At 64.5% G+C, this 22,090-nt stretch carries 18 protein-coding genes; 8 read left to right on the top strand and 10 right to left on the bottom strand.

Annotated features, from left to right (window positions below; all coding sequences use genetic code 11):
* Positions 1-76 precede the first annotated feature (76 nt).
* On the top strand, positions 77-514 hold the full coding sequence (locus NKH80_RS11990) for a MarR family winged helix-turn-helix transcriptional regulator (RefSeq protein ID WP_352687624.1): 438 nt from the start codon (positions 77-79) through the stop codon (positions 512-514).
* Between the two features lie 11 nt (positions 515-525).
* Here NKH80_RS11990 and NKH80_RS11985 read toward each other — a convergent pair whose 3' ends face one another.
* Positions 526-4,584, bottom strand: coding sequence for an AsmA family protein (locus tag NKH80_RS11985; protein WP_352991691.1), 4,059 nt, complete (start codon positions 4,582-4,584; stop codon positions 526-528).
* Between the two features lie 96 nt (positions 4,585-4,680).
* Positions 4,681-6,096 carry an FAD-binding oxidoreductase gene (locus tag NKH80_RS11980; protein ID WP_352505631.1) on the bottom strand — a complete coding sequence of 472 codons (1,416 nt, stop codon included), beginning with the start codon at positions 6,094-6,096 and terminating at the stop codon, positions 4,681-4,683.
* A 119-nt stretch (positions 6,097-6,215) separates the two neighbouring features.
* On the opposite strand from NKH80_RS11980, the gene NKH80_RS11975 reads away from it, so the two are divergent.
* The gene (locus NKH80_RS11975) at positions 6,216-6,701 is read left to right on the top strand and encodes a thioesterase family protein (RefSeq protein ID WP_352505630.1); all 486 of its coding nucleotides are present in this window, start codon (positions 6,216-6,218) and stop codon (positions 6,699-6,701) included.
* 164 nt (positions 6,702-6,865) lie between these two features.
* Positions 6,866-7,063: a hypothetical protein gene (locus NKH80_RS11970; RefSeq protein WP_023676715.1), complete on the top strand. Its 198-nt coding sequence runs from the start codon at positions 6,866-6,868 to the stop codon at positions 7,061-7,063.
* An 86-nt stretch (positions 7,064-7,149) separates the two neighbouring features.
* On the opposite strand, the gene NKH80_RS11965 is transcribed toward NKH80_RS11970, so the two are convergent.
* Positions 7,150-7,614 (bottom strand): Lrp/AsnC family transcriptional regulator, encoded by a 465-nt coding sequence (locus NKH80_RS11965; RefSeq protein WP_352505671.1) that lies wholly within the window; start codon positions 7,612-7,614, stop codon positions 7,150-7,152.
* Positions 7,615-7,704: 90 nt separating this feature from the next.
* Here NKH80_RS11965 and NKH80_RS11960 point away from each other — a divergent pair, with 90 nt between their 5' ends.
* Positions 7,705-8,613, top strand: coding sequence for an EamA family transporter (locus tag NKH80_RS11960; RefSeq protein ID WP_352739959.1), 909 nt, complete (start codon positions 7,705-7,707; stop codon positions 8,611-8,613).
* On the opposite strand, the gene NKH80_RS11955 is transcribed toward NKH80_RS11960, so the two are convergent.
* Positions 8,614-9,513 carry a dienelactone hydrolase family protein gene (locus tag NKH80_RS11955; protein WP_352505628.1) on the bottom strand — a complete coding sequence of 300 codons (900 nt, stop codon included), beginning with the start codon at positions 9,511-9,513 and terminating at the stop codon, positions 8,614-8,616.
* Between the two features lie 271 nt (positions 9,514-9,784).
* On the opposite strand from NKH80_RS11955, the gene NKH80_RS11950 reads away from it, so the two are divergent.
* Together NKH80_RS11950 and NKH80_RS11945 are read left to right on the top strand one after the other, a co-directional pair.
* On the top strand, positions 9,785-9,934 hold the full coding sequence (locus NKH80_RS11950; protein ID WP_352991688.1) for a hypothetical protein: 150 nt from the start codon (positions 9,785-9,787) through the stop codon (positions 9,932-9,934).
* Positions 9,935-9,943: 9 nt separating this feature from the next.
* Entirely contained in the window at positions 9,944-10,375 is a 432-nt protein-coding gene (locus NKH80_RS11945) for a hypothetical protein (RefSeq protein WP_023721154.1), read from the top strand.
* 10 nt (positions 10,376-10,385) lie between these two features.
* Here NKH80_RS11945 and NKH80_RS11940 read toward each other — a convergent pair whose 3' ends face one another.
* A complete protein-coding gene (locus tag NKH80_RS11940) occupies positions 10,386-12,698 on the bottom strand; it encodes a glucose/quinate/shikimate family membrane-bound PQQ-dependent dehydrogenase (RefSeq protein ID WP_352991686.1) in 2,313 nt (770 codons plus the stop codon).
* 252 nt (positions 12,699-12,950) lie between these two features.
* On the opposite strand from NKH80_RS11940, the gene NKH80_RS11935 reads away from it, so the two are divergent.
* Entirely contained in the window at positions 12,951-15,674 is a 2,724-nt protein-coding gene (locus NKH80_RS11935; protein WP_352991684.1) for an ATP-dependent helicase, read from the top strand.
* A 9-nt stretch (positions 15,675-15,683) separates the two neighbouring features.
* Here the strand turns inward: NKH80_RS11935 and NKH80_RS11930 are convergent, their stop codons facing one another.
* The 5 genes from NKH80_RS11930 to NKH80_RS11910 all read right to left on the bottom strand — a co-directional run bounded on the left by NKH80_RS11930 (position 15,684) and on the right by NKH80_RS11910 (position 20,732).
* Positions 15,684-16,733 (bottom strand): ABC transporter permease, encoded by a 1,050-nt coding sequence (locus tag NKH80_RS11930; RefSeq protein WP_352687607.1) that lies wholly within the window; start codon positions 16,731-16,733, stop codon positions 15,684-15,686.
* Entirely contained in the window at positions 16,730-17,527 is a 798-nt protein-coding gene (locus tag NKH80_RS11925) for an ATP-binding cassette domain-containing protein (protein WP_352450092.1), read from the bottom strand. The genes NKH80_RS11930 and NKH80_RS11925 overlap by 4 nt, the downstream gene beginning before the upstream one ends.
* Positions 17,528-17,613: 86 nt before the next feature.
* Positions 17,614-18,627: a substrate-binding domain-containing protein gene (locus NKH80_RS11920; RefSeq protein WP_352991682.1), complete on the bottom strand. Its 1,014-nt coding sequence runs from the start codon at positions 18,625-18,627 to the stop codon at positions 17,614-17,616.
* A gap of 165 nt (positions 18,628-18,792) precedes the next feature.
* A complete protein-coding gene (locus NKH80_RS11915; RefSeq protein ID WP_502900939.1) occupies positions 18,793-19,698 on the bottom strand; it encodes a sugar phosphate isomerase/epimerase family protein in 906 nt (301 codons plus the stop codon).
* Positions 19,698-20,732: a Gfo/Idh/MocA family protein gene (locus tag NKH80_RS11910; RefSeq protein ID WP_352991680.1), complete on the bottom strand. Its 1,035-nt coding sequence runs from the start codon at positions 20,730-20,732 to the stop codon at positions 19,698-19,700. The genes NKH80_RS11915 and NKH80_RS11910 overlap by 1 nt, the downstream gene beginning before the upstream one ends.
* 194 nt (positions 20,733-20,926) lie before the next feature.
* Between NKH80_RS11910 and NKH80_RS11905 the strand changes: the two genes are divergently transcribed.
* Positions 20,927-21,952, top strand: coding sequence for a LacI family DNA-binding transcriptional regulator (locus NKH80_RS11905; RefSeq protein ID WP_023676728.1), 1,026 nt, complete (start codon positions 20,927-20,929; stop codon positions 21,950-21,952).
* Positions 21,953-22,090 lie beyond the last annotated feature (138 nt).

The following is a 22,090-nucleotide window of genomic DNA, read 5'->3' as shown; positions in this document are numbered from 1 at the left end:
CCATGTTGGTGCGTTCTGTATCGTAACACGATATAAATGTTCAAGGCCCGTTTGCGGCTTTGTCGGAAAGGATTCGATGGCAGACACTTCGAAGCCACAAAAGCGCGGCGCAACGATCGGGCCGGCCGATTACCAGAGGCTGTCCGAATTTCGTTACCTGATCCGCCGCTTTCTCGAATTCAGCCAAATCCAGGCGCAGGAAGCCGGCCTGACACCACGCCAGCATCAGGCCCTGCTTGCGATCAAAGGGTTTCCCGGCGGAGGGCCGGTGACCATTGGCGACCTCGCGGAGCGCCTGCGCATCCGCCATCACAGCGCAGTGGAATTGGTCAACCGTCTTTGCGAAGCCGGGCTCGTCGCGAGGGAGCACGACGAGGAGGACCACCGCCGCGTGCTGCTGCGGCTGACCGAGCGCGCCGACGACAGTCTCGCCGATCTGTCAGCCGCTCATCTCGACGAACTCGGGCGGATCGAGCCGATGCTGAAGCGCTTGCTTGCTGGACCCGATATATAAAGGATACGCCGTCACCCGCCATTCAGCGATTTTAGCAGATCGTCGATCGACGAGGGATCGAACTTGAGCTTTGGCGGGGGCTGCACTGGCGGTGGCACGTTATTTGTGGCCGGTGGCGCCCGTTCCGCTCGCTCCGCCGCGGCCTTGCGTTCGGCGTCGAGCCTTGCCTTCTCTTCCGAGGCGATCCGCAACGCCTCTTCCGCCCTTTGGCGTTGCTGTTCTTCGGCCTGCGCGGCTTCCTCGGCAGCCTGTTGCGCCGCCTTGGCTTTGGCTTCAGCATCCGCTTTGGCCTTTGCAGCCGCCTCGGCTTTCGCCCTCGCCTCGGCTTCGGCCTTCGCTGCTGCATCCGCCTTCGCCTTGGCTTCGGCCTGCGCCCTGGCCTCCGCTTCGGCTTGGGCCTGCGCCTCGGCTTCGGCCTTTGCCCTGGCGTCCGCTTCAGCCTTCGCCTTGGCTTCAGCCTGCGCCCTCGCCTCCGCTTCGGCTTGGGCCTGAGCCTCGGCTTCGGCCTTTGCCCTGGCGTCGGCCTCAGCCTTCAGCCGCGCCGCTTCCTCCTCCTGCTTGCGCCGTTCCGCCGCCGCTCTTTCACGCTCGGTTTGCAAGGCAGCGTAGTAGCGCACCTCACGCCGCAGCCTTTGTTTCTCGAGCAGTGCGGCTTGCATGGCTTCGACTCGCTGCTGCTCCTTTTCCAGCGCACGCTGGGTCAGGAACTGGGCCAGCGGCTCGCTGTCGAACTGCCGTTTGGTGGCGCCGAACGGACCGTCGACGCTGAAATTCAAAATCGGTTCGGAGCCGACCAGCGCCTCATCGCCGGGTCGATAGGCGATCTCGCCCTTGGCATCGACGGTGCTGGTGTTCAGATCGGCGGTGATGTCGGCGGACAGCGTCGCGCCCGGGCTTTCCAATTTGACCGGCGGTGCTCTCAGCGTGCCGCCGGCGATGGTGAAGGCAATATCGGTGTCCTGCGCCGGAAAACTGCCCGCCGCGGCGATCTGCGGCACAAAACCGGCAGTCTTCGATGCGTCGATATCGCGCCCGATCGGGTCGGCCTTGGCAATAAGTGCGCCAAAGGCATCGGGATTAAAGCCGGCAATAGTCATACCCTTCAGCGTCGCCGTGCCGGAACCGGACAGCGCCGCGACCATCGCGTCGACCGATTTGCCGCTGGTCGAAAGCGCCGTCGAGAAATCGCCGCTTCCGCTGATGCCGGCCTCCGGCAGCACAGCTGTCAAATCGGAGCCGGCGAGTTTCATCTGACCGGAGAAAAGCCCGGTGCCGTCATTGTTCTTGAGCTCGAACAGGCCACTCAACTCGCCCCCGAGGAATTTTGCCTTGAGGTCGGAAACACGGATGCCCTCCTGGTCGAGCTGCAGCGAAAGCGCAGCGTCATAGGCGGTGGCAAGCGGGCCGGCGGCAAGCGACGCCGCCGTCAGATCGAGATCGGCGGTAAATGGCAGACTGGATTTCTGGCTGAACGGTGCCGTCGGCCAGGTCCTGTCATTGACAAGGAAAGCCTGGTCGCCGAACAGCATCACCGCCATCGGATCGAGGTCCAGTTCGTCCAGCGACAGCGCGCCGGCAAGATGCGGCAGCCCCTCTTTGATGTCGATATTTACGTCACCGGAAACCGCCGCTTCGTTGACGGCGCCGCTGAGTCCGCTCAGCACCAGGAGACCATTGCCGTAGTCGGCATCGGCAGCAAGCGACGTCGACATGCCGGTCTCCATGCCGGGCAGGCCGACGCCGGTCGTCATCAGCCATGGCGAGATGTCGGCCGTTTCAAGGCTGACCTTGCCCTTGGCGGCCGCGCCCTGAGGCGTGTCGGCAATTGTCCCGTCGAAACCAGCTTTGAAGTCATTGCCGGCCAGGCTGAATCGTGTCGCCAGGCCGCCGCCAAGCGTGCCTTTGGCCGAGACGTCGGTGGTCGCCTCGCCGAGCATGCCGAGCGGCAGTGCCGGCAGACCGTAAAGCGCCAGAAGCGCGGTGGCGTCGGCGTTCCTTGCGTTGAAGGTCAGCGTCACCGGCGCTTCGAGAGGCCGGTCGAGCGCCCCTTTGCCGGACAACGACGCCGAAAAGGCCGAGCCACCGGCCTTGCCCTGTGCGCTCATGGCCAGTCCGGTCGTACCATCGCCATTGTCTGCGGCACTCGTGACCGCGTCGATACGCGCATCCTGGAACAGCTCGGGATAGGCAGCAGCGCGCTCCGCCAGCCACTTCAGCACCGCATTGTCTGGATAATGCTGGACGGCGACGTCGATCAGCGGCTTGAGGTCGACGGCGACCACCGAGGCGTCGAGCTTGCCGGTCGGGCTCGCCGGGAAATCCTTGATCCGGCCGGTGGCGCTGATCGAGGCGCCGGCAAGTCCGCCGACCGACAGGCGGTCGATCTCAAGCAGCCCCTCACGCAATCTAAGTGAAGTATCGACGCTATCGGCGGTCAAGCCGCCGGCGCTGACCGGCCCGGCCTTGATTTGGAAATCGAGGTCGCGATCGGAAAAGCGGTTGGCGCCCTTGTCGCTGACGAAGATCGAGGCGAAGGCAGCGAGCCCATCGACGTCGAGTTCGCCACCTTCGAGTTGCATCAGCACCGATGGACGGGTTTCGTCGGGCTGGTTGGAATCGATGCGGCCGGAGAACTTCGCCTTGCCGAGGATGAGTTCGAGATCGCTGAAGGCCTGGTGTTTTTCGCTCAAATCCACCTTGGCCTTGAAGCCGGCGGCCGGCAAACGGCGGATCGCCTCGTCGACGTCCTTCGACAGCCAGGCGGCAAAGCCGGAGGGCTGCGCCACCGCCAGAAGCAGCGATCCGGTGAAACCGAAATGGTCCTCGACGCTGACCATGCCATTGGCTTCCAGCTTGGCGCGACCGGGCAGCGTGGCGGCCAGCGATTTTACCGCCCAGCCGCCTTCGGCCGGCTCGGCGGACAGATGCACGTCGCGAACCGTGGTGTCGCCTGCGACCACCGCCGGCAGTTTCACCTCGACCGTGCCCGGTATGGTCGGCTTCGGCAGATCGAGCAGCGCCTCCTCGAGCGCCGCCACCCGTTCGGACAGCGTCAATCCGGCCCCGGCCGCCGCCCCGACGGCCTCGTCGAACTGCACCTGCGCGCCATTGGCCTCGATAGAGAAATGCGGCTTCAGCCCAAGGTCGACCGCAGCCTTGCCGTCGGCGGTGTAGGGATTGTCGAGCGGCCCGGTCTCGAAGCGGAATTCGTCGACGCCGAGCTTCTGGTGGTCGAGCGAAAACTTGCCGTTCAGCCTGAAGCCCGGGTCCGGTTTGCCGGCGCTGACCTTCAGCGCCTCGCCGCCGGTGCCGCGCGGCCGCGCCGCGGTTCGGTCTGCGCCCGATATCTTGAACTGGCCCGAATAGACGGCGGCGCCCTCAACGAGGCCCACATTGCCGTCGGTCTCGATGACCAGCGGATAGGCATCCGGATCGGCCTTGAGCCTGAGCCGCATTTGCCCGTCCGGTTCGGCCTTGCCGGTGGAAGCGGCGATCGTGGTCCGCAACCCGTCCAGCAACAGTGAGCCGTCCAGCCTCCAGGGGCCGGCCAGCGACTTGGCCGAGATCGTTGAGTTGATCTCGGAAATAAGATGGCTGCGCCCGCCGGCGGCGTGGCTGAGCGCGATCTGTCCTTCCGTCACCGTCAGCTTCTCGATGGAAATCTGACCGGGATCGAAGGGCGAGGATGGCCGTATAGTCCAGTCGACCGTGCCGTCGGCGGCGATGTCGATCGTCGCCTTCGGCCGCACCAGCCGCATGTCGAAGATTAGCACTTCACCGCGCAGGAATGGCGCGAGTTCTGCATCCATCGAAAAGGTTTCGACGGTCATCGCCGGCTGGCCGTTGGGGCCACCGGCAACGGCGACATTCGAGAACGTCACCGAGGGGAACGGCAGCAGCCTCGCCGTCGCATCGCCTTGCACGGTCACCTTGCGACCGAGGACGGCACTGGCCTCGCGCTCGAAATCGGCACGGTAACCCGTCCAGTCGACAAAGTACGGCACCACCAGCGCCGCACACAGCACCAGCACAAGAAGCCCACCGAAGATCACGAACAGGCGTGCGAGCATCAGCTCCTGGATAGTTTTGGTTGAAAGTCAGTGGCACTCTACCCGCATCAGCGTGTCGATAAAGAGGCAAATGGGGGCACGGCAGCGGCCTGAAGGTCAGTCCTTTCCAGGCAATATCTTGCCGGGGTTCATTATATTCAGCGGGTCGAGCGCCTTCTTGATCGTGCGCATGATGTCGACGCCATGGCCAAGCTCGTGCCGCAGGAAGCCGATCTTGCCTTGCCCTATGCCATGCTCGCCGGTGCAGGTGCCGTCCATGGCGATGGCGCGCATGTTGAGCCGCGCCACGAATTTTTCCGCCAGCGCGATCTCCTTCGGATCGTTCACGTCCATCAGCACCAGCACATGGAAATTGCCGTCGCCGGCATGGCCGACGATCGGCGCGATCAGGCCCATCTCGGCGATATCCACCTCGGTCTCGGTGACACATTCGGCAAAGCGCGAGATCGGCACGCAGACATCGGTCGACAGGCCCTTGGCACCCGGCCGCAGCGTCAGCGACGACCAGTAGGCATCGTGCCTGGCCTTCCACAATTTCGTCCGCTCTTCGGCGACGCTGGTCCACAGGAACGGACCGCCGCCATTTTCCTCGGCGATCACGCCGAAGGTTTCGGCCTGCTCGGCGACGCCGGCATCGCTGCCGTGGAACTCGACGAACAGGCACGGGCTCTCCGGATAATCAAGCTTCGAATAGGTCTTCATCGCCCGCATCTGCAGCGCGTTGACCAATTCGATGCGCGCCACCGGAATGCCCATCTGGATGGTCGCGATCACCGCATTGCACGCCGCCTCGACACTGGCGAACGGGCAGACGCCGCCCGAAATCGCCTGCGGAATGCCCTGCAGCTTCAACGTCAGCTGGGTGATGATGCCGAGCGTGCCTTCCGAGCCGATCAGCAGCCGTGTCAGATCGTAGCCGGCCGAGCTTTTCTTGGCGCGCTTGCCGGTCGTCACTGCTTCACCGTCGGCCATCACCGCGGTCAGCGACAGGACGTTTTCGCGCATCGTGCCGTAGCGCACGGCGTTGGTGCCCGAGGCCCGCGTCGCCGCCATGCCGCCGAGCGAGGCGTTGGCGCCCGGATCGATCGGAAAGAACAGGCCGGTGTCGCGCAGGTGCCGGTTGAGGTCCTCGCGCGTCACGCCGGGCTCGACGGTGCAATCGAGGTCCTGGGGATTGACTGCAATGATGCGGCTCATGCGTGACGTATCGAGCGAGATGCCGCCGCCCGGCGCGTTGGTGTGACCTTCCAGCGAAGAGCCGACGCCGAAGGCGATCACCGGCACGCGATGCGCCGCGCATGCGCGCACGATCTCCTGCACCTCCTGCGTGGTCTCGGCAAAGGCGACGCCGTCCGGCGCCTGCGTCGGAATATAGGTCGTGGTGTGCGCGTGCTGGGCGCGGATCGCCTGGCCGGTCTGGAATCGCTCGCCGAGCCGCTGCTTGAGGATGCCGAGCACGGCGGCAATGCCTTCTTCGTTGCGCTCGACCGGATTGAGGTCGCTTAGAGCCATCGATTCCTCCGCGAATGGACCAGCGTCCACCCTTGTTCTGCTTCTACGGATGCGTAGTCTCACCAAGCACGCTCTGTCCAGTCCACGCTCACCCCGGCATGACGAGAAGGAAGTTTCCGATGCCCATCCCCGCCCCTTTCGTCTCTCGCGCCATGGACATCGAGGAGGCCTGGATCGACTACAACGGCCATCTCAACATGGCCTATTACAACGTGCTGTTCGATCGTTGCTCCGACGAAGCATTCGAGATGATGGGGATGGGGCCGGATTATGTGAAAGAACGACGGCTGACCATCTACACCGCGGAAGTGCATGTCTGCTACGTCCAGGAGTTGCATCTCGACCACAAGGTCACGGTCTCGTTCCAACTCCTCGACCATGACGAGAAGCGGCTGAGGGCCTATCAGGAAATCCGGCATCGCGACGGCTGGCTTGCCGCCACATCCGAAACGCTGTCGCTGCATGTCGACATGGCTGGCCCGAAGGTAGCGCCCTTCCCCGCCGACGTCCTGGCCAGGGTGGAAGCGATGCGCGCCGCCCATGCCGCCCTGCCGATGCCGGAGCGCGCCGGCCGCTCGATCGGTATTCGTCGTAAGCCGGCTTGAACCAAGAGAGCGCTTGAACCACCGGCCAACCGCCGTTAACCTTACCGAGGTTTTAACGTGAACAAGCCGAATTGAGACGTTGAACGACTCAGCGCGGCGTTGGAAAACCATCCGCATCGAATTGCGATACGGGCGGCGGAGCAGCAGCGGTTCGGGGAACGTGCATGAAAACCGATATCAAGGTCGAAGCGGACAGGCTGGCGGCTGACCCACGCATCACCGACTATGATTTCTGGCGCTCGCTGAAGAACCTCAACAACGAGATCTTCCACATCGCCAACAACAACGAGCCGATCCCCTTCGCCATGATCCGCTGGCGCGCCATCCTGAAGCAGGCGCGGATGAAACGCGGCCACGCCTGAACGGTGCGGGAAGAAACAGACCGGTCGTCCGGTTTGCATTTCTGATGATGTGCTGACGAACGATCCCAAGCGTCAAGGCTGGCGCTTCACGCCCCCAGCGGCGATCGCGGCACCACCGGCGACGACTGGATGATCGCCGTGTTGGTCATCGCAAATGGGATGATGCGGTCGATCACCCGTTCGAGCTCGGCCACCGAGCCGACATGCGCCAAAGCGATGAAACAGTCCTCGCCGGTCACCCTGTCGCATTGGGCGATTTCCGGCAGCTCGCGGATGATCTCGGCCACGACGGCCAATTGGCCCGGCACCGGCCTGATGCGCAGCCATGCCGACAGCTTCATGCCGAGCGCGGCCGGATTGATACGCACCGTATAGGCCTCGATCACACCGCTTTCCTGCAGCCGCTTGATGCGCTCGGCAACGCTCGGCGCCGACAGGCCGACCGACCGCGCCAGTTCGGCGGTGCTGGTGCGCGCGTCCTTTTCCAGCAGGCGCAGGATTTTCAGGTCCGCCGGATCCAGATCGCTATTTTCATTTCGAAGGCGTTTCAGCGGAATACTCCTTGATTTCGGAAAGCAAATAGCCGCAATGACCGGCCATCATCCATATCAATGGCAAAAATCGCCTGCGATACTGATCCCATGCAAGATCGGACGCAAGCCCCAGCAGCAAGTCCGGCACTCGCCGGCCCCGCCTTTACCTTGGCAAACGCGGTCCCGCCGCATCTCTGGTTCGGCGTCAGCGCCGTGTTCCACTATCTCGGACCGGCCTTCGCGGTGCTGCTGTTCCCGCATGTCGGCGTGCTCGGCATGGCTTGGCTGCGCATCGCCACCGCGGCACTCGTCTTTGCCCCGTTGACCCGGCCATGGGCGGTCTTCGCCCGCGCCGATCGCTCGACGCGGTTGTTGCTTCTGGCCTTCGGCGTCTGCCTTGGGGTGATGAATTGCTCGTTTTACCTGGCGCTCGACCGGCTGCCGATCTCGCTGGTGGCGGCGATCGAATTCGTCGGCACCATCGCCGTTGCGCTTGTTGGCCTCAGAAGCCCGCGCAATCTCGCCGCCCTCGCGATCGCTGTCGCCGGCACCCTGTTGCTGATAGACGTCAAATGGTCGAGCGATCCCGTCGGCCTGTTCTGGGCCTTCCTCAACGGCATGCTGTTCGTTGGCTACATCGTGCTCGGCCACCGCGTCGCGCGCGGCGGCGCCGGCGATGGCATCGTCGGGCTGGGTGCCGCCATGGCGGTCGCCCTTCTCGTCGTTCTGCCGATCGGTTTCGCCGATGCTCTGCCGGCTTTCTCGGCGCCGCCGCTGCTGCTTGCGGCGGTCGGCGTCGGCATCTGCTCGTCGGTCATTCCCTATATATGCGACCAGCTTGCCATGTCGCGGCTGCCGCGCTCCAGCTTCGCGCTGATGCTGTCTTTGCTGCCGGTCACCGCGACGTTGATCGGCGTCATCGTGCTGCGGCAGGTGCCGAGCCTCACCGACTGCGTTGGCATCGCGCTGGTGGTGGCCGGCGTCGCCCTTCACAAACCGGCGCCGGCGCCCACCTGATCAGTTCAGCTTCTCCTTGAGGAAAGCGATCGTCCGGCCCCAGGCGAGGTCAGCCGCCTTCTTGTCGTAGCGGGCCGCCGACGTATCGTTGTTGAAGGCATGGTTGGCGCCTTCATAGACATAGACCGAGTATTCGACATGAGCCGCGTCGAGTGACTTCTTGAAGGCATCGATGCCGGCATTGGTGCGGGTGTCGAGGCCGGCATAATGCAGCATGAGCGCGGCCTTGATCTTCGGCACGTCCTCGGCCTTTGGCTGCATGCCGTAATAGGCGACGGCGGCGGCGAGGTCCGGCGCGTTGACGGCCAGCATGTTCACCGTGCCGCCGCCCCAGCAGAAGCCGACGGCGCCGACCTTGCCGTTGCCGTCCTTGTAGCCTTTGAGGTAGGCGACCGTTGCGACGGCATTGGCGGCGACCTGTGCTGGATCGAGCTGGGAAAACAGGTCACGTGCCCTGTTTTCATCGTCCGGCGTGCCGCCGAGCGGTGTCATGAAGTCCGGCGCGAGCGCCACGAACCCTTCCAGCGCAACGCGCCGCGCCACGTCGCGAATATGCGGGTTGAGACCCCTGTTCTCATGCACCACGATGACGGTACCAAGCTTGCCGGTCTGGTCCGCCGGCCTGACCAGATAGCCCTTCATCTCGCCGCCGCTGCCGGGATAGCTGATGTCCTCGCCTTTCACACGCGGATCGTCTTCCGCCACGATTGCCGCCTGGGCCGAGTTCGCCGCCAGCAGCGGCGCGATCGCGGCAGCTGCCGCACCCGATCCGGCAAGTCTGGTCAATTGCTCCATGAAGCGCCGCCGGTCGAGCGTCAGATGCGTGTATTCGTCATAGGCATCGATCATCGCCTGGGTAATGACAGGCTTGGCGGCAGTGGGTCCGGCAGGTGTTGTCATGGCGCGCTCCTCGTGGGCCCCCGCGGCAACATAGAGCCGAAGCTTGCCTGGTCCAGTCACGGCGGAGTGAGGCTGCCAAAAGTCCCTGCACGACGACCGTGATGCCCGGCGCCGCACTGTCGTTAAATTTTGGTCCTTTGTGGCAATGCTAAATGCACGCGCCACGATGTAAAAAGAAGTTACCGGGCTATGCCTCATTCGGGCCATCTGGCGAACTAGAATGGCCATTTGGCGGGAAAAGAATGCCTGATTGACGACGAAGGAATATGCCATGACCTTTCCCTCCCCGCTTCTGGCAAGTGGGTTCGCCCTCGCCGCTGTGGCTTTGCTGGCGCTGCGGTTCACTGCCTTCACCGCATTCAAACGATCGTTGATCCAAATCCGCGCCAACCGGCACCCGCCCGCAAACACCAAAGCGTGAGGAAAGGTCATGGACGTTCAGGACATCATCAACACCGTCTCCCAGAAATCCGGTCTCAACCAGGCTTTGACGGAAAAGATCGCCGGCACGATTTTCTCGGTGCTCGAACACGAGGCGGAAGGCACGACTCTGTCCAGCTTCTTCGCCAAGATCCCGGGAGCCGACGCCCTGGCCAAGCAATATGATGTCATGGCTCCCGGCGCGGCTTCCGGTGGTGGCCTCCTGTCCTCGCTGGAGGGCGCGCTCGGCGGCGCTCTCGGCGAAAAGACCGGCGCGCTGATCAACGGCGTCGCCATACTCAAGGCATCAGGCCTTACGCTGGCACAGATCAGCCAGGCCGGCACGATGCTGGTCCAGCAGGCCGAGGCAGCCGCCGGCCCGCAGCTGACCAGTGAGGTACTTGCATCGGTACCCGACCTGAAAGGGCATCTCGGGCTCTGAAGGAACTTCTCTATTTCGGCAGCGTATAGGCCATCACATAGTCGCCCGGCTTGGTACCGACCGAGCCGTGGCCGCCGGCAACGATGACGACCAACTGGCGCCCGTCGGCTACCGTGTAGGTCATCGGTGTCGACTGCCCGCCCGCCGGCAGCCGCGCCTGCCAGAGCTGTTTGCCGGTCGTCAGGTCATAGGCGCGCACATAGTCGTCGACCGCCGCACCGAGGAAGGCGACGCCGCCGGCAGTGATCATCGGCCCGCCAATGCCGGGCACGCCGACCTTGAATGGCAGCGGCAATGGCGTCATGTCGTAGACGGTGCCGTTGCGATGCTTGTAGACGATCTTTCCGGTCCGAAGGTCGGCACCCGCCACATAGCCCCAGGGCGGCGCCTGGCAGGGAATGCCGAGCGGCGACAGGAACGGCTTCAATATTACTGCGTAAGGTGCACCGTCATTGCGGTTCAGGCCCTGTTCGCTGCCCTTGGTGTCGCCGGGCGGCGGCACGTCGGCGCGCGGCACCAGCTTGGAGATGAACGCCAGGTATGTCGGCATGCCGAACATCACCTGCCGGACCGGATCGACTGCCACGCCGCCCCAGTTGAAGGTGCCGAAATTGCCGGGGTAGATCAGCGAGCCCTGCAGCGACGGCGGCGTGTAGCGGCCCTCATAGCGCAACTTCCGGAGCTCGATCCGGCAGGCCAGCTGGTCGAACATGGTGATGCCCCACATATCCGCGCCGGTCAGCGGTTTCGGACTGAAGCTGAGATCCGAGACCGGCTGCGTCGGCGAGGTATGGTCGCCTTCGATCGCGCCGCCCGGCGCCGGCACTTCCTTGACCGGAACGATCGGCTCGCCGCTGCGCCGGTCGAGCACATAGAGGTCGCCCTGCTTGGTCGGCCCGACCAGCGCCGGCACCACGCCACTTTCCGTGGTGATGTCGACCAGCGTCGGCTGCGCCGGCACGTCCATGTCCCAGAGATCGTGGTGCACGGTCTGCCGCACCCAGCGCAATTGTCCGCTGTTGAGATCGAGCGCGGTGATCGACGAGGAGAATTTCTCGTCATTGGCGCTGCGCCCGGCGCCGAGCTGGTCCGGCGTCTTGTTGCCGAGCGGCACATAAAGCAGGCCGAGCTTTTCGTCGGCGCTTGCCGTCGACCACATGTTGGGCGAGTTGTTGGTGTAGGTCTGGCCCGGCGGCAGCGGCGTCGTCTGGTCCGGATTGCCGGAATCCCAATTCCACAACAGCGCGCCGGTGTCGGCATCGTAGGCACGGATGACCCCGGACGGCTCCTGCGTCGAATAATTGTCGTTGACCGCGCCGCCGACGATGATCTTGTTGGCGACGATCAGCGGCGCCGAGGTCGAATAATAATAGCCCGGCTTCGGATATGGCATGTTGGCGAGCAGGTTCAGCGTGCCGCCTTCGGCAAATGTAGGACAGACCTGGCCATTCGCCGCGTCGAGCGCGATCAGCCGGGCGTCGGATGTAGGCAGGTAGATGCGCGTGGCGCAGGGCTGGCCGGCAGCGATCTTGGCGTCGGCATAATAGGACACGCCGCGGCAGGTCTGGTGCTGGCGGTCCTTGTTGAGCTTGACCTGCGGATCGAAGCGCCACTTCTCCTTACCGCTCGCGGCGTCGATGGCGATGGCGAAATTATGCGGCGTGCAGATGTAGAGCGTGTCGGCGATTTTCAGCGGCGTCACCTGATAGGTCGTCTCGCCGATGTCGTCGGGCCCTTTCACGTCGCCGGTGCGATAGGTCCAGGCCGGCTGCAGATTGGCGACGTTTTCGGGGGTGATCTGGTCGAGCGGCGAATAGCGCTGGCCATAGGGCGTACGGCCGTAATAGTGCCATTCGCCGGGCGGCACGTTGCCGCCGAGATCGGCCGTCGGCGTCACCTTGTCGGTGTTGAGTTCACCCGTAATATCCTTTGGATCGACCGTCATCGAATAACCGGCGACGGCAAGCGATGCCAGCACGGCGAGGATAAGTGGTGCGCGTCCGTCGGGACCGGTAAGCCCGCGCCGCGCCCATGGCGTCAACAGCCATAGCGCGACAAGCACGATGATGCCGCCGCGCGGACCGAGTTCCCACCAGTCGAAGCCGATCTCCCAGACCGCCCAGGCGAGCGTGCCGAGCACGATCGCCGCGTAGAGCCACAGCGCCGTGGTTCTGCGCCTGTAGAGCAGCCAGGCCGCGACAAGGAAAGCTAGACCGACGATGACGTAGTACCAGCTGCCGCCCAGCGTCACGAGCCAGATGCCGCCGCCGCCAACCGCCAGGCCGATGAGGAAAAGGATCAGGGAGGTAATGACCACAGCCAAGACGGTGCTCCTTCGACTGGTGCGCTCCGCGACACGTCCATGGGCAACCCCGCATTGCGTTCCTGCCCCCACGCAACTTTCTCCGGCCCGCTTCCCCTGTCAAGCAAGCTCGGCGTTTTACGGTGCCGACCCTCAGCAAGCCCGGCGTTTTGGTTAGCGGACCCATTCAGATTGTGAGTCTACCGACTGGACAGAGAACAAAACGGAGACACTTCTGGCCTTTCGCTGCCGAATCACTACATTCGGGGAGAGATGTCCGGCTTTTCGGAAGACATGCCCTTTTTTGACGAACCGAACGCGCGGCCCGTGGCCCCGTCGGGCATTGCCGCGCGCGCCATGGCTGCCCGCAGCAACCAGAACAACGCGCCCGATTATCTCAACGGCCTCAACCCCGAGCAGCGGCTGGCGGTGGAAACCACCGAAGGCCCGGTGCTGGTGCTGGCCGGCGCCGGCACCGGCAAGACGCGGGTGCTCACCACCCGCATCGCCCACATCCTTGCCACCGGCAAAGCCTTCCCTTCGCAGATCCTCGCCGTCACCTTCACCAACAAGGCGGCGCGCGAGATGAAGCAGCGCATCGGCCTGTTGATCGGCGAAGGCAATGTCGAGGGCATGCCGTGGCTCGGCACCTTCCATTCGATCGGCGTCAAACTGCTGCGCCGGCACGCCGAGCTGGCCGGGCTCAAATCCGACTTCACCATTCTCGACACCGACGACGTGGTGCGCCTGATCAAGCAGCTGATCCAGGCCGAAGGGCTGGACGACAAGCGCTGGCCGGCCAAGCAGTTCGCCCAGATGATCGACGGCTGGAAGAACAAGGGCCTCGGTCCCGCCGACATCCCCGAGGGCGATGCCCGTGCCTTCGCCAACGGCAAGGGCCGGGAGCTCTACAAGGCCTATCAGGAGCGGCTGAAAACGCTGAACGCTTGCGACTTCGGCGATCTCCTGTGCCATCCGATCCGCATCTTCCGCGCCAATCCGGACGTGCTGAAGGAATACCACAAGCGCTTCCGCTACATCCTCGTCGACGAATATCAGGACACCAACACCGCCCAGTACATGTGGCTGCGGCTCTTGGCGCAGCGGCCGCAATCCTCCCCCCTTGAGGGGGAGGTGCCCGCGAAGCGGGCGGAGGGGGTTGCCGCAGAAGGCACCGCTAGAGCGTCGAGCACTGCCGCCGGTAGGTCGAGCACTGCCGCACGGACCCCACCCGACCGGGCTTCGCCCGGCCACCCTCCCCTCAAGGGGGAGGGAAGCCCGCGCCTGTCCACCGTAAATATCTGCTGCGTCGGCGACGACGACCAGTCGATCTATGGCTGGCGCGGCGCCGAGGTCGACAATATCCTGCGCTTCGACAAGGATTTTCCTGGCGCCACCATCATCAGGCTGGAGCGCAACTACCGCTCGACCGCGCACATCCTCGGCACCGCCTCCCACCTCATCGCCCACAATGAGGGCCGTTTCGGCAAGACGCTGTTCACCGAAAAGATCGCCGAGGACGACGAGAAGGTGCATGTCCACGCCGCCTGGGATTCCGAGGAGGAGGCCCGCGCCGTCGGCGAGACGATCGAGGCCTACCAGCGCCAGAAGCACAATTTGAACGATATGGCGATTCTCGTCCGCGCCTCCTTCCAGATGCGCGAATTCGAGGACCGCTTCGTCACGCTCGGCCTCAACTACCGCGTCATCGGCGGCCCGCGCTTTTATGAGCGGCTCGAGATACGCGATGCGCTGGCCTTCTTCCGCGTCGTCGCGCAAGGCGCCGACGACCTCGCTTTCGAGCGCATCGTCAACGTGCCGAAACGCGGCTTGGGCGAGGCCACCATCCGCCAGATCCACGACACCGCACGGGCGCTGCGCATCCCGATGCTGGAGGCGGCGGCAAAACTTGCCGAGAGCGACGAGCTGAAGCCGAAGCCGCGCGCGGCACTGCGCGAGGTGTCGGCCAATTTCGAGCGCTGGCAGAAGGCGCTGGAAACCACGCCGCACACCGAGCTCGCCGAGACCATACTGGAGGAGAGCGGCTACACCGACATGTGGAAGAACGACCGCTCGGTTGAAGCGCCCGGTCGGCTCGAGAACTTAAAAGAACTGATCCGCTCCATGGAGGAGTATGAATCGCTGCGCTCTTTCCTCGAACATGTCGCGCTGGTGATGGACGCCGAGCAGAACGCCGAGCTCGACGCCGTCAACATCATGACGCTGCATTCGGCCAAGGGCCTCGAATTCGAAACCGTCTTCCTGCCCGGCTGGGAAGAAGGCCTGTTCCCGCACCAACGTTCCCTCGACGAGGGCGGCCGCTCAGGGCTGGAGGAGGAACGCCGCCTCGCCTATGTCGGCCTGACCCGCGCCAAGAAGAACCTGCACATCTGGTTCGTCTCCAACCGCCGCATCCACGGCCTCTGGCAATCGACCATCCCGTCGCGCTTCCTTGACGAGCTGCCGGAAGCCCATGTCGAAGTTTCCGAGAGCGGCAACTCCTATGGCGGCTACGGCAATGCCTATGGTGGCGGCTCGTTCGCCTCCGGTCGTGGCGGCCAAGGTGCAGGCAGGCAGAACCCTTATGGGGCATCGCGCTTCGACAACATCGGCGGCAATAACGGCGCCGAAAAATCCGGCGCTTTCTCCAGCACCTATGCGACGCCGGGCTGGCAGCGCGCTCAAGCCAACCGCACCGAAGCCACCGACCGCAATTGGGGCACGCGCTCCGGCCATCAAGTCGAGCGCATCGGCTATGGCGAAACCGACTCCGGCTACGGCGCCGGCCGCACCTCGGTCAAGGGCCGCACCATCGACGGCGAGCTGGTCGCCAAATCCGTCGCCGACACGCCGTCCCCCTTCAGCGTCGGCGACCGCGTCTTCCACCAGAAATTCGGCAACGGCAACATCTCGGCCATCGAAGGCAACAAGCTGACCATCGACTTCGACAAAGCCGGCCAGAAACGCGTACTGGACGGATTTGTCACGGGAGTGTGAGGCCGCCGGTCACCGATACCGCGCCTGGTTCCACTTATGGCCGAGCAGCGACAGGATGATGATCAGCCCGTTGAAGAACTGGACGTAGAAGCCGCTCAGTCCAGCCGCGACGACGCCGGTCTGGATGAAAGAGACCGTGACCGCGCCGATCGCGCCGCCGACGACCGTGCCGATGCCACCCCAGGTCGGCGTGCCGCCGACGAACACCGATGCCAGCACCGGCAGCAGGTATCCGTCCCCCGCCGTCGGCCACCAGGTGAAGTTGATCATCACCGAAAACGTGCCGGCGATCGCAGCGCCGATGCCGACGAAGACGAACACTTTTACGCGCACGCGCTTGACGTCGATACCCATCTGCTGGGCGCTGTCTGGATTGTCGCCGACCACCTTGACCTGCGCGCCGAAGCGGTGGCGGTTGTAGAGCAGCGCCGACAGCACGACGAAGCCGACGGCCCAGAAGATCTGCACCGGAATGCCATAAAGCTGGCTGGAGAAGATCTTGTAGGCCCAGCTGTCGGCAAGGCCGGTCAGTGCCGTCGACCTGCCCTCGTTGATGATCTGGATCAGGCCGCGCAGCAGGAAATTCATGCCGAGCGTGGCGATCAGCGACGACAACCCGCCATAGACGACCAGGGAGCCGACCAGGAAGCCGAGCAGCATGCCGGTGACCATTGCGGCGGCGATGCCGAGGAACGGGTCGTAGCCGGCCTGCACGACCAGCGCAAACACCCAGGAGGCAAAGCCCATTGTCGCCGGAAACGACAGGTCGATCTCACCACAGGTGACGACGAAGACCAGCGGCACAACTACGAACAGCGCCACCGGCAGCGTGGTCAGCACGGAACTGTAGAGATACCAGGTGGTGAACACGATCGGGTTGGCGATCATGAACACCGCCATCATGACGATGAACACGGCAAGCGTGCCGAGCGAGGCGCGGTTGTCGAGGATGAACCCGCGCAGCCAGTTGTCGGACGGGTGTCTCCACTCTTTCCCGGCGGTTTCGCCATGCGTGCCGCCGAGGGGGCTCTGCAGATCGGGTTCCATGGTCTTGCTCATCGTGCCGCCCTCCCCGCATCGCCCGCGTCGTGCAACCCCGGCAATCCGCTGGGGTGGGCGACGTCTTCCATGAAATTGATCAGGTCTTCGGCCGATTTGACCTCGCTGCGGTCGGCGGTGAGCGCGACCTTGCCGCGATCCAGCACCACGAAGCGATCGGCGATATCGAAGACGTGGTGGATATTGTGGCCGATGAACAGGATCGAGCGCCCGCTCGCCCGCACCTGGCGCACGAAGTGGAAGACCTTGGCGGTCTCGGTCAGCGATAGCGCGGTCGTCGGTTCGTCGAGGACTATCAGCTCCGCCTTCTTATAGATGGCCCGCGCGATCGCCACGCCCTGGCGTTCGCCGCCCGAGAGCTGGCCGACGATCGACTGTGGCGTGAACACTTTCGAGGTGAAGCCGATCTCGCGCATCAGCCGGCTCGCCTCCGCGATCTCCTTGTTGACCTTCAGCCAGCCAAGCCAGCCGGTGAGTTCGCGGCCCATGAAGATGTTGCGCACGATTGTCTGCTGCACGGCGAGCGCCCGGTCCTGGAACACCGTCTCGATGCCGGCGTCGCGCGAGCGCGCAGGGCTCCATCCGGTCACCGGTTTGCCGCGGACGAGAATCTCGCCGCTGGTCGGTTTGACCACGCCGGACAGGATCTTGATCAGCGTCGACTTGCCGGCGCCGTTGTCGCCGATCAGGCCGACCACCTCGCCGCGATCGACGCTGAGATTGACCCCACCCAGCGCATAGACCTGGCCGTAGGACTTGCTGATGTCGCGCAGTTCGATGATGCGTTCGGCCATGGCGATCCTCGCTTGATTGTCGCGTGCCGGCCTTTTCGCCGGCGGTCCCGCCGGCCGGGCTCGATCCCGGCCGACGGCTTGGGAGGTTAGCGCAGCGCCTGCTTGGCGAGCTCGGCGACGATCTCGTAATTCTGCGGCGTGACGAAGCCGGCGCCGGTGTCGACATTCATCGGCGCAAGGCCGAGCACCACCTGCTGGCAGAGGCTGAGGATCGGCAGATAGCCTTGCAGGAACGGCTGCTGGTCGGCCGTCAGTTGCACCCAGCCGCCCTTGAAGCCCTCGACGATCTGCGGGCTGGTGTCGAAGCCGAAGTTGAAGATATCGCCGGGCTTCCTGCCCGCCGCCTGCATGTAAGTCGGGACGTTGCCCAGCATCTGTCCGCCGGGATAGCCAACCGCCTTGACATCGGGATTGTTGAGCAGTGCCGCGGTGATCACCGGAATGGCCAGATTGGGGTCGGAAGCCCATTCGCCGCTTGGCGGCGAGGAGAGCTGTATGACCTCGACGCCCGCTTCCTTGAGGGCAGCGACCGTGCCGCGCTCGCGCGCCCCGCGGCTCTCGTTCTCGAACGGGCCGATCATGATCGTCTTGTCGCCGGCCTTGAGCCCGGCCAGCTTGACCGCCTCGGCGCCGAGCGCGCGGCCCTGCTGCTCCTGCTGGGCGCCGACATAGCCGCCGCCGAACGCCGCCGTGACCTTCGGCACCGGCACGTTCTGGTACATCATCTTGATGCCGTCCTTGTGCGCCTGTTCGGCCAGCGGCATGATCGAAGCGTCGCCCGGGTGGCCCATCATGGCGATGCCGCCGGGCTTGACCGCGACAGCCTCGCGCAATTGCTGCACCATCTTCTCGACATCCCACTGGGAAAAGATGTAGTCGACCTTCGGTCCGAGATCGGCTGCCGCCTGCTTGGCGCCATTGTAGACGATGGTCCCGAAGGCATCGCCCTCGGCGCCCCCGACGAAGAAGCGGATATGGACATCCTTGCACCACTGGGCATCGAGCGCCTGCGCCGGCAAGGTCGAGAGTGCGGCGGCGAGCGCCATCGCGGCCGCCGCGACGGTCGAGCGCAGAACTGTCCTTCTCATCGTAATGCTCATGCACTTATCCTCCCTTTGTTCCCTCGCTAGCCGAGGGGTTTTGACGATCGCTTCGGCATTGCGCCGCAATCTTTCGCTGGCCGGCACCTCCCGCCGGCTTGTCCTGTTTTTATGCATGTCGTTATCGCAAAACCGCTGGGCACTTTTGCGCGACATGCATTAGCCTCACACCGGGTTCGGCAGGTAGCTCGCGCCTCCCCGGCATTGTTGGAGATAATCCAGTGCCCGCGCCTGGCCGGTGATCTCAAGATCGCCGCGGTAGACCGGGTCGTGCCAGCCCTCGATGTCGATGGCGCCCTTGTAGCCGGCCAGCCGCAGCTCGCTGATCACCCGCGTCCAGTCGCTATCGCCGAAGCCAGGGGTGCGCATCTGCACGAACGGCAGGCGACCGAACACGCCATGTTCGCGGATCACGTCCCAGCGCACCGTCGCGTCCTTGCCGTGGACGTGGAAGATACGCGGCGCCCATTTGCGGATCTGCGGGATCGGATCGATCAGATAGACCAGCTGGTGGCAGGGCTCCCACTCCAGGCCGAGATTGTCGTCCGGCAATTCGTTGAACATCAGCTCCCAGGCGTCCGGATTGTGGGCGATGTTCCAGTCGCCGCTGGCCCAGTTGCCGTCCATGGCGCAGTTCTCGAAGGCGATGCGCACGCCCTTGTCGGCGGCCCGCTTTGCCAGCTTCCCCCAGACCTCGCGGAAGCGCGGCAGGCTGTCGGGCAGCGGCTTGCCGCGGATGCGGCCGGTAAAGCCGCTGACCACATTGGTGTCGAACAGATGCGCGTTGTCGATGATCGTTTCCCACGCCTGGAGCACGCCGCGATCGACTTCACCGCTCTCCAGCGGGTTGCCGAACACCCCGATTGACGAGACGACGACATCGGCATCGCCGATCGCCTCGCGGATCTCGCCTGCCAGCCGTGGAATGTCCTTGCCGCCCAGCGTCTGCCAGAAGAACGGCTGGATGCTCTCGAAGCCGAGCGGCAGAATCTGCCTGACATAGGCGGCCGGGTCGTCCAGATTGGCCCGCACCATTGTGCCGATCCTGATGTCGAGCAGCGGGTTTGGCATCATGATCCTTTCTGTGCAGCGATGGCGACCCGGCGCCCGGTTTCGGCGCTCTCGATCGCAGCGAAAACCATGGCCAGGCTTTTGATGTTGTCGGCGCCGCGCGTCTCCGGCGCGGTGCCGGTCTCGACGGCGCGGACGAAATCCTGGATGATGCCGAGATGGCCGCCGACGCGATCTGCCGGGTCGAGCGGCGGCACGGCTATCGATTCGGTGCGGTCGAACAGGCCTTCACGGACCGGCCGCACGACTTCCGCCTTCAACCCGTCCGCGCCGTCCCAGACAATGCTGCCGCGCTCGGCGACGATCCGCCATGTACTGTCCCAGCTGGTACGGAAGCCGGCCGCGCACCAGCTGCCGGCATAGGTGAACAGCTTGCCGCCGCCGAGGTCGAAGCTTGCGGTTGCCGACGACCCTTGCCGATACCAGGAATTGGCCGGCTCCCACTCCTGGCAATAGACGCCGGCCGGTTCGCCGGCCACCATGTAGCGGGCCGCATCGAATGTGTGGATCGCCATGTCGAGCAGCAGCACATGGCGCATCTCTTCGCGAAAACCGCCGAAATGCGGCGCAACGAAGAAATCGGCGTGGATGCTGGTCGCAGCACCAATAACGCCGGAATCGAGAAAGCGCCGGATGCGCCTGACGTTGGCGACATAGCGGCGGTTCTGCACGACGGCATGGATGCGGCCGGCGCTGCGGGCCGCCTCGACAATGGCACGCGCATTGTCCGGGCTGTCGGCCAGCGGCTTTTCGGTCAAGAGATGGCAATGGTGGGCAAAGGCGGAAAGCGCGACCTCGCGGCGGGCGGCGGGAACCACGACGTCGAATACCGCGTCGGGCCTGGTCTGGTCGAGCAGGGCGTCGAGCTCGGTTCCGATGACGGCGCCGGAAAGCTCGTATTCGCGCGCCCTTGCCCGCGCCCTTTCGGCGTCGAGATCAACCAGGCCGACAATGGCGAGCCCGTCGATCTGCTTGGCCGCATCGAGCCAGGCCTTGCTCATCGCGCCGCAGCCGACCAGGACGACATTGATCATCCAGCACTCCTCCCTCTCGGCCCCTCCAGACCGATCGTCACGGCGTTCACGGCAGGGCCGCAAACGTTGTTCCGTAAACGTTTACGAGAACACACCCGATGGCGTAGAATGTCAATTGGCCGATAGCGAAAAACGTGATGCCGGCTTGGCCTGAAGAGCGGCCGGTGCTAGCCAAGCAAGGGGAGAACTGTCCTTTGGCGTCCAGTATTCACGACCTTGCGCGTCACCTGAATATTTCCATCGGCACGGTGTCGCGCGCGCTCAACGGCCGCGCCGACGTCAATGCCGACACACGCCAGCGCGTGCTCGATGCGGCCAAGAAGCTGAATTATTCGCCGAACCAGTCCGGCCGCAGCCTGCGGCGCGGCGCTACCCATTCGATCGCCTTCATGCTGCAGCCGCATCCGGGCGACCAGGAATATGGCGAGCCGTTCTTCATTCCGTTCCTGACCGGGTTGCAGGCCAAGCTCGCCGAAAGCGGCCTCGACCTGATCGTAGTGATGGGCGCGCCGGGCGACTATCAGCAGGAGCGCCTGCGCCGTGTCGTCGAGACGCGGCGGGCCGATGCGGTGGTGCTGGCCTGGACGCGGCGCGAGGACGAGCGCATCGACTATCTGACCCAGGCCGGTTTCCCGTTCGCAACGCTCGGCCGCAGCCGCTCCGGCGGCGATTCCTATCCCTCGCTCGACCTCGATTTCGAAAAAGCCGGGGCTGACGCGGTCGATCGTCTCGTCGCGCGCGGTCACCGCCGCATCGCCGCCATCCGCCCGTCGCTCGACCTCAATTTCGGCTATCTGTTCCTCGCCGGCTATCGCAAGGCGTTGCGGCGGCACGGCATCGAGTTCGACCCCGAACTGATCGCCGACGGCTTCATCAACGAGGCCGGCGGCTACGCCGTGACGCCGAAGGTCATGCGCTCCAAGGACCCGCCGACGGCCATCATCTTCAACAACGACGCGATGGCGCTTGGCGGCTGCAAGGCTTTGGCCGAGGCGGGCATCAGGCCCGGCCACGACGTCGCGGTGATCGTCATCGTCGACACGCCGCTTTGCCGCTATTTTTCGCCGGCGCTGACCGGCTTCCGACCGGCGCTGGAGCCGATGGGCGAGCGGTTGGCCGAAATGCTGCTGGCATCGATTCCGGCTTACGCCGGCGCCGAAGGCGCACGCATCATCCGTGAAGTCTGGCCGCTGGAACTGATCGCGCGCGACAGCGATTGAATCGCGGCACTTCCCTTCTCCCCTTGGGGAGAAGGTGGCCGAGCCCACGGGTCTTGCCTTCGGCAAGCCAGAGGACAGGCTCAGCTCGGTCGGATGAGGGTGCTCCAGCTCGGCACCGAGGCACTCCGTCCAGCACCC

It is taken from the genome of Mesorhizobium sp. M0904, from assembly GCF_040319475.1.
GTDB lineage: Bacteria > Pseudomonadota > Alphaproteobacteria > Rhizobiales > Rhizobiaceae > Mesorhizobium.
The sequence above is the reverse complement of the archived record's forward strand: the minus strand, read 5'-3'. Positions and strand labels throughout refer to the sequence as shown.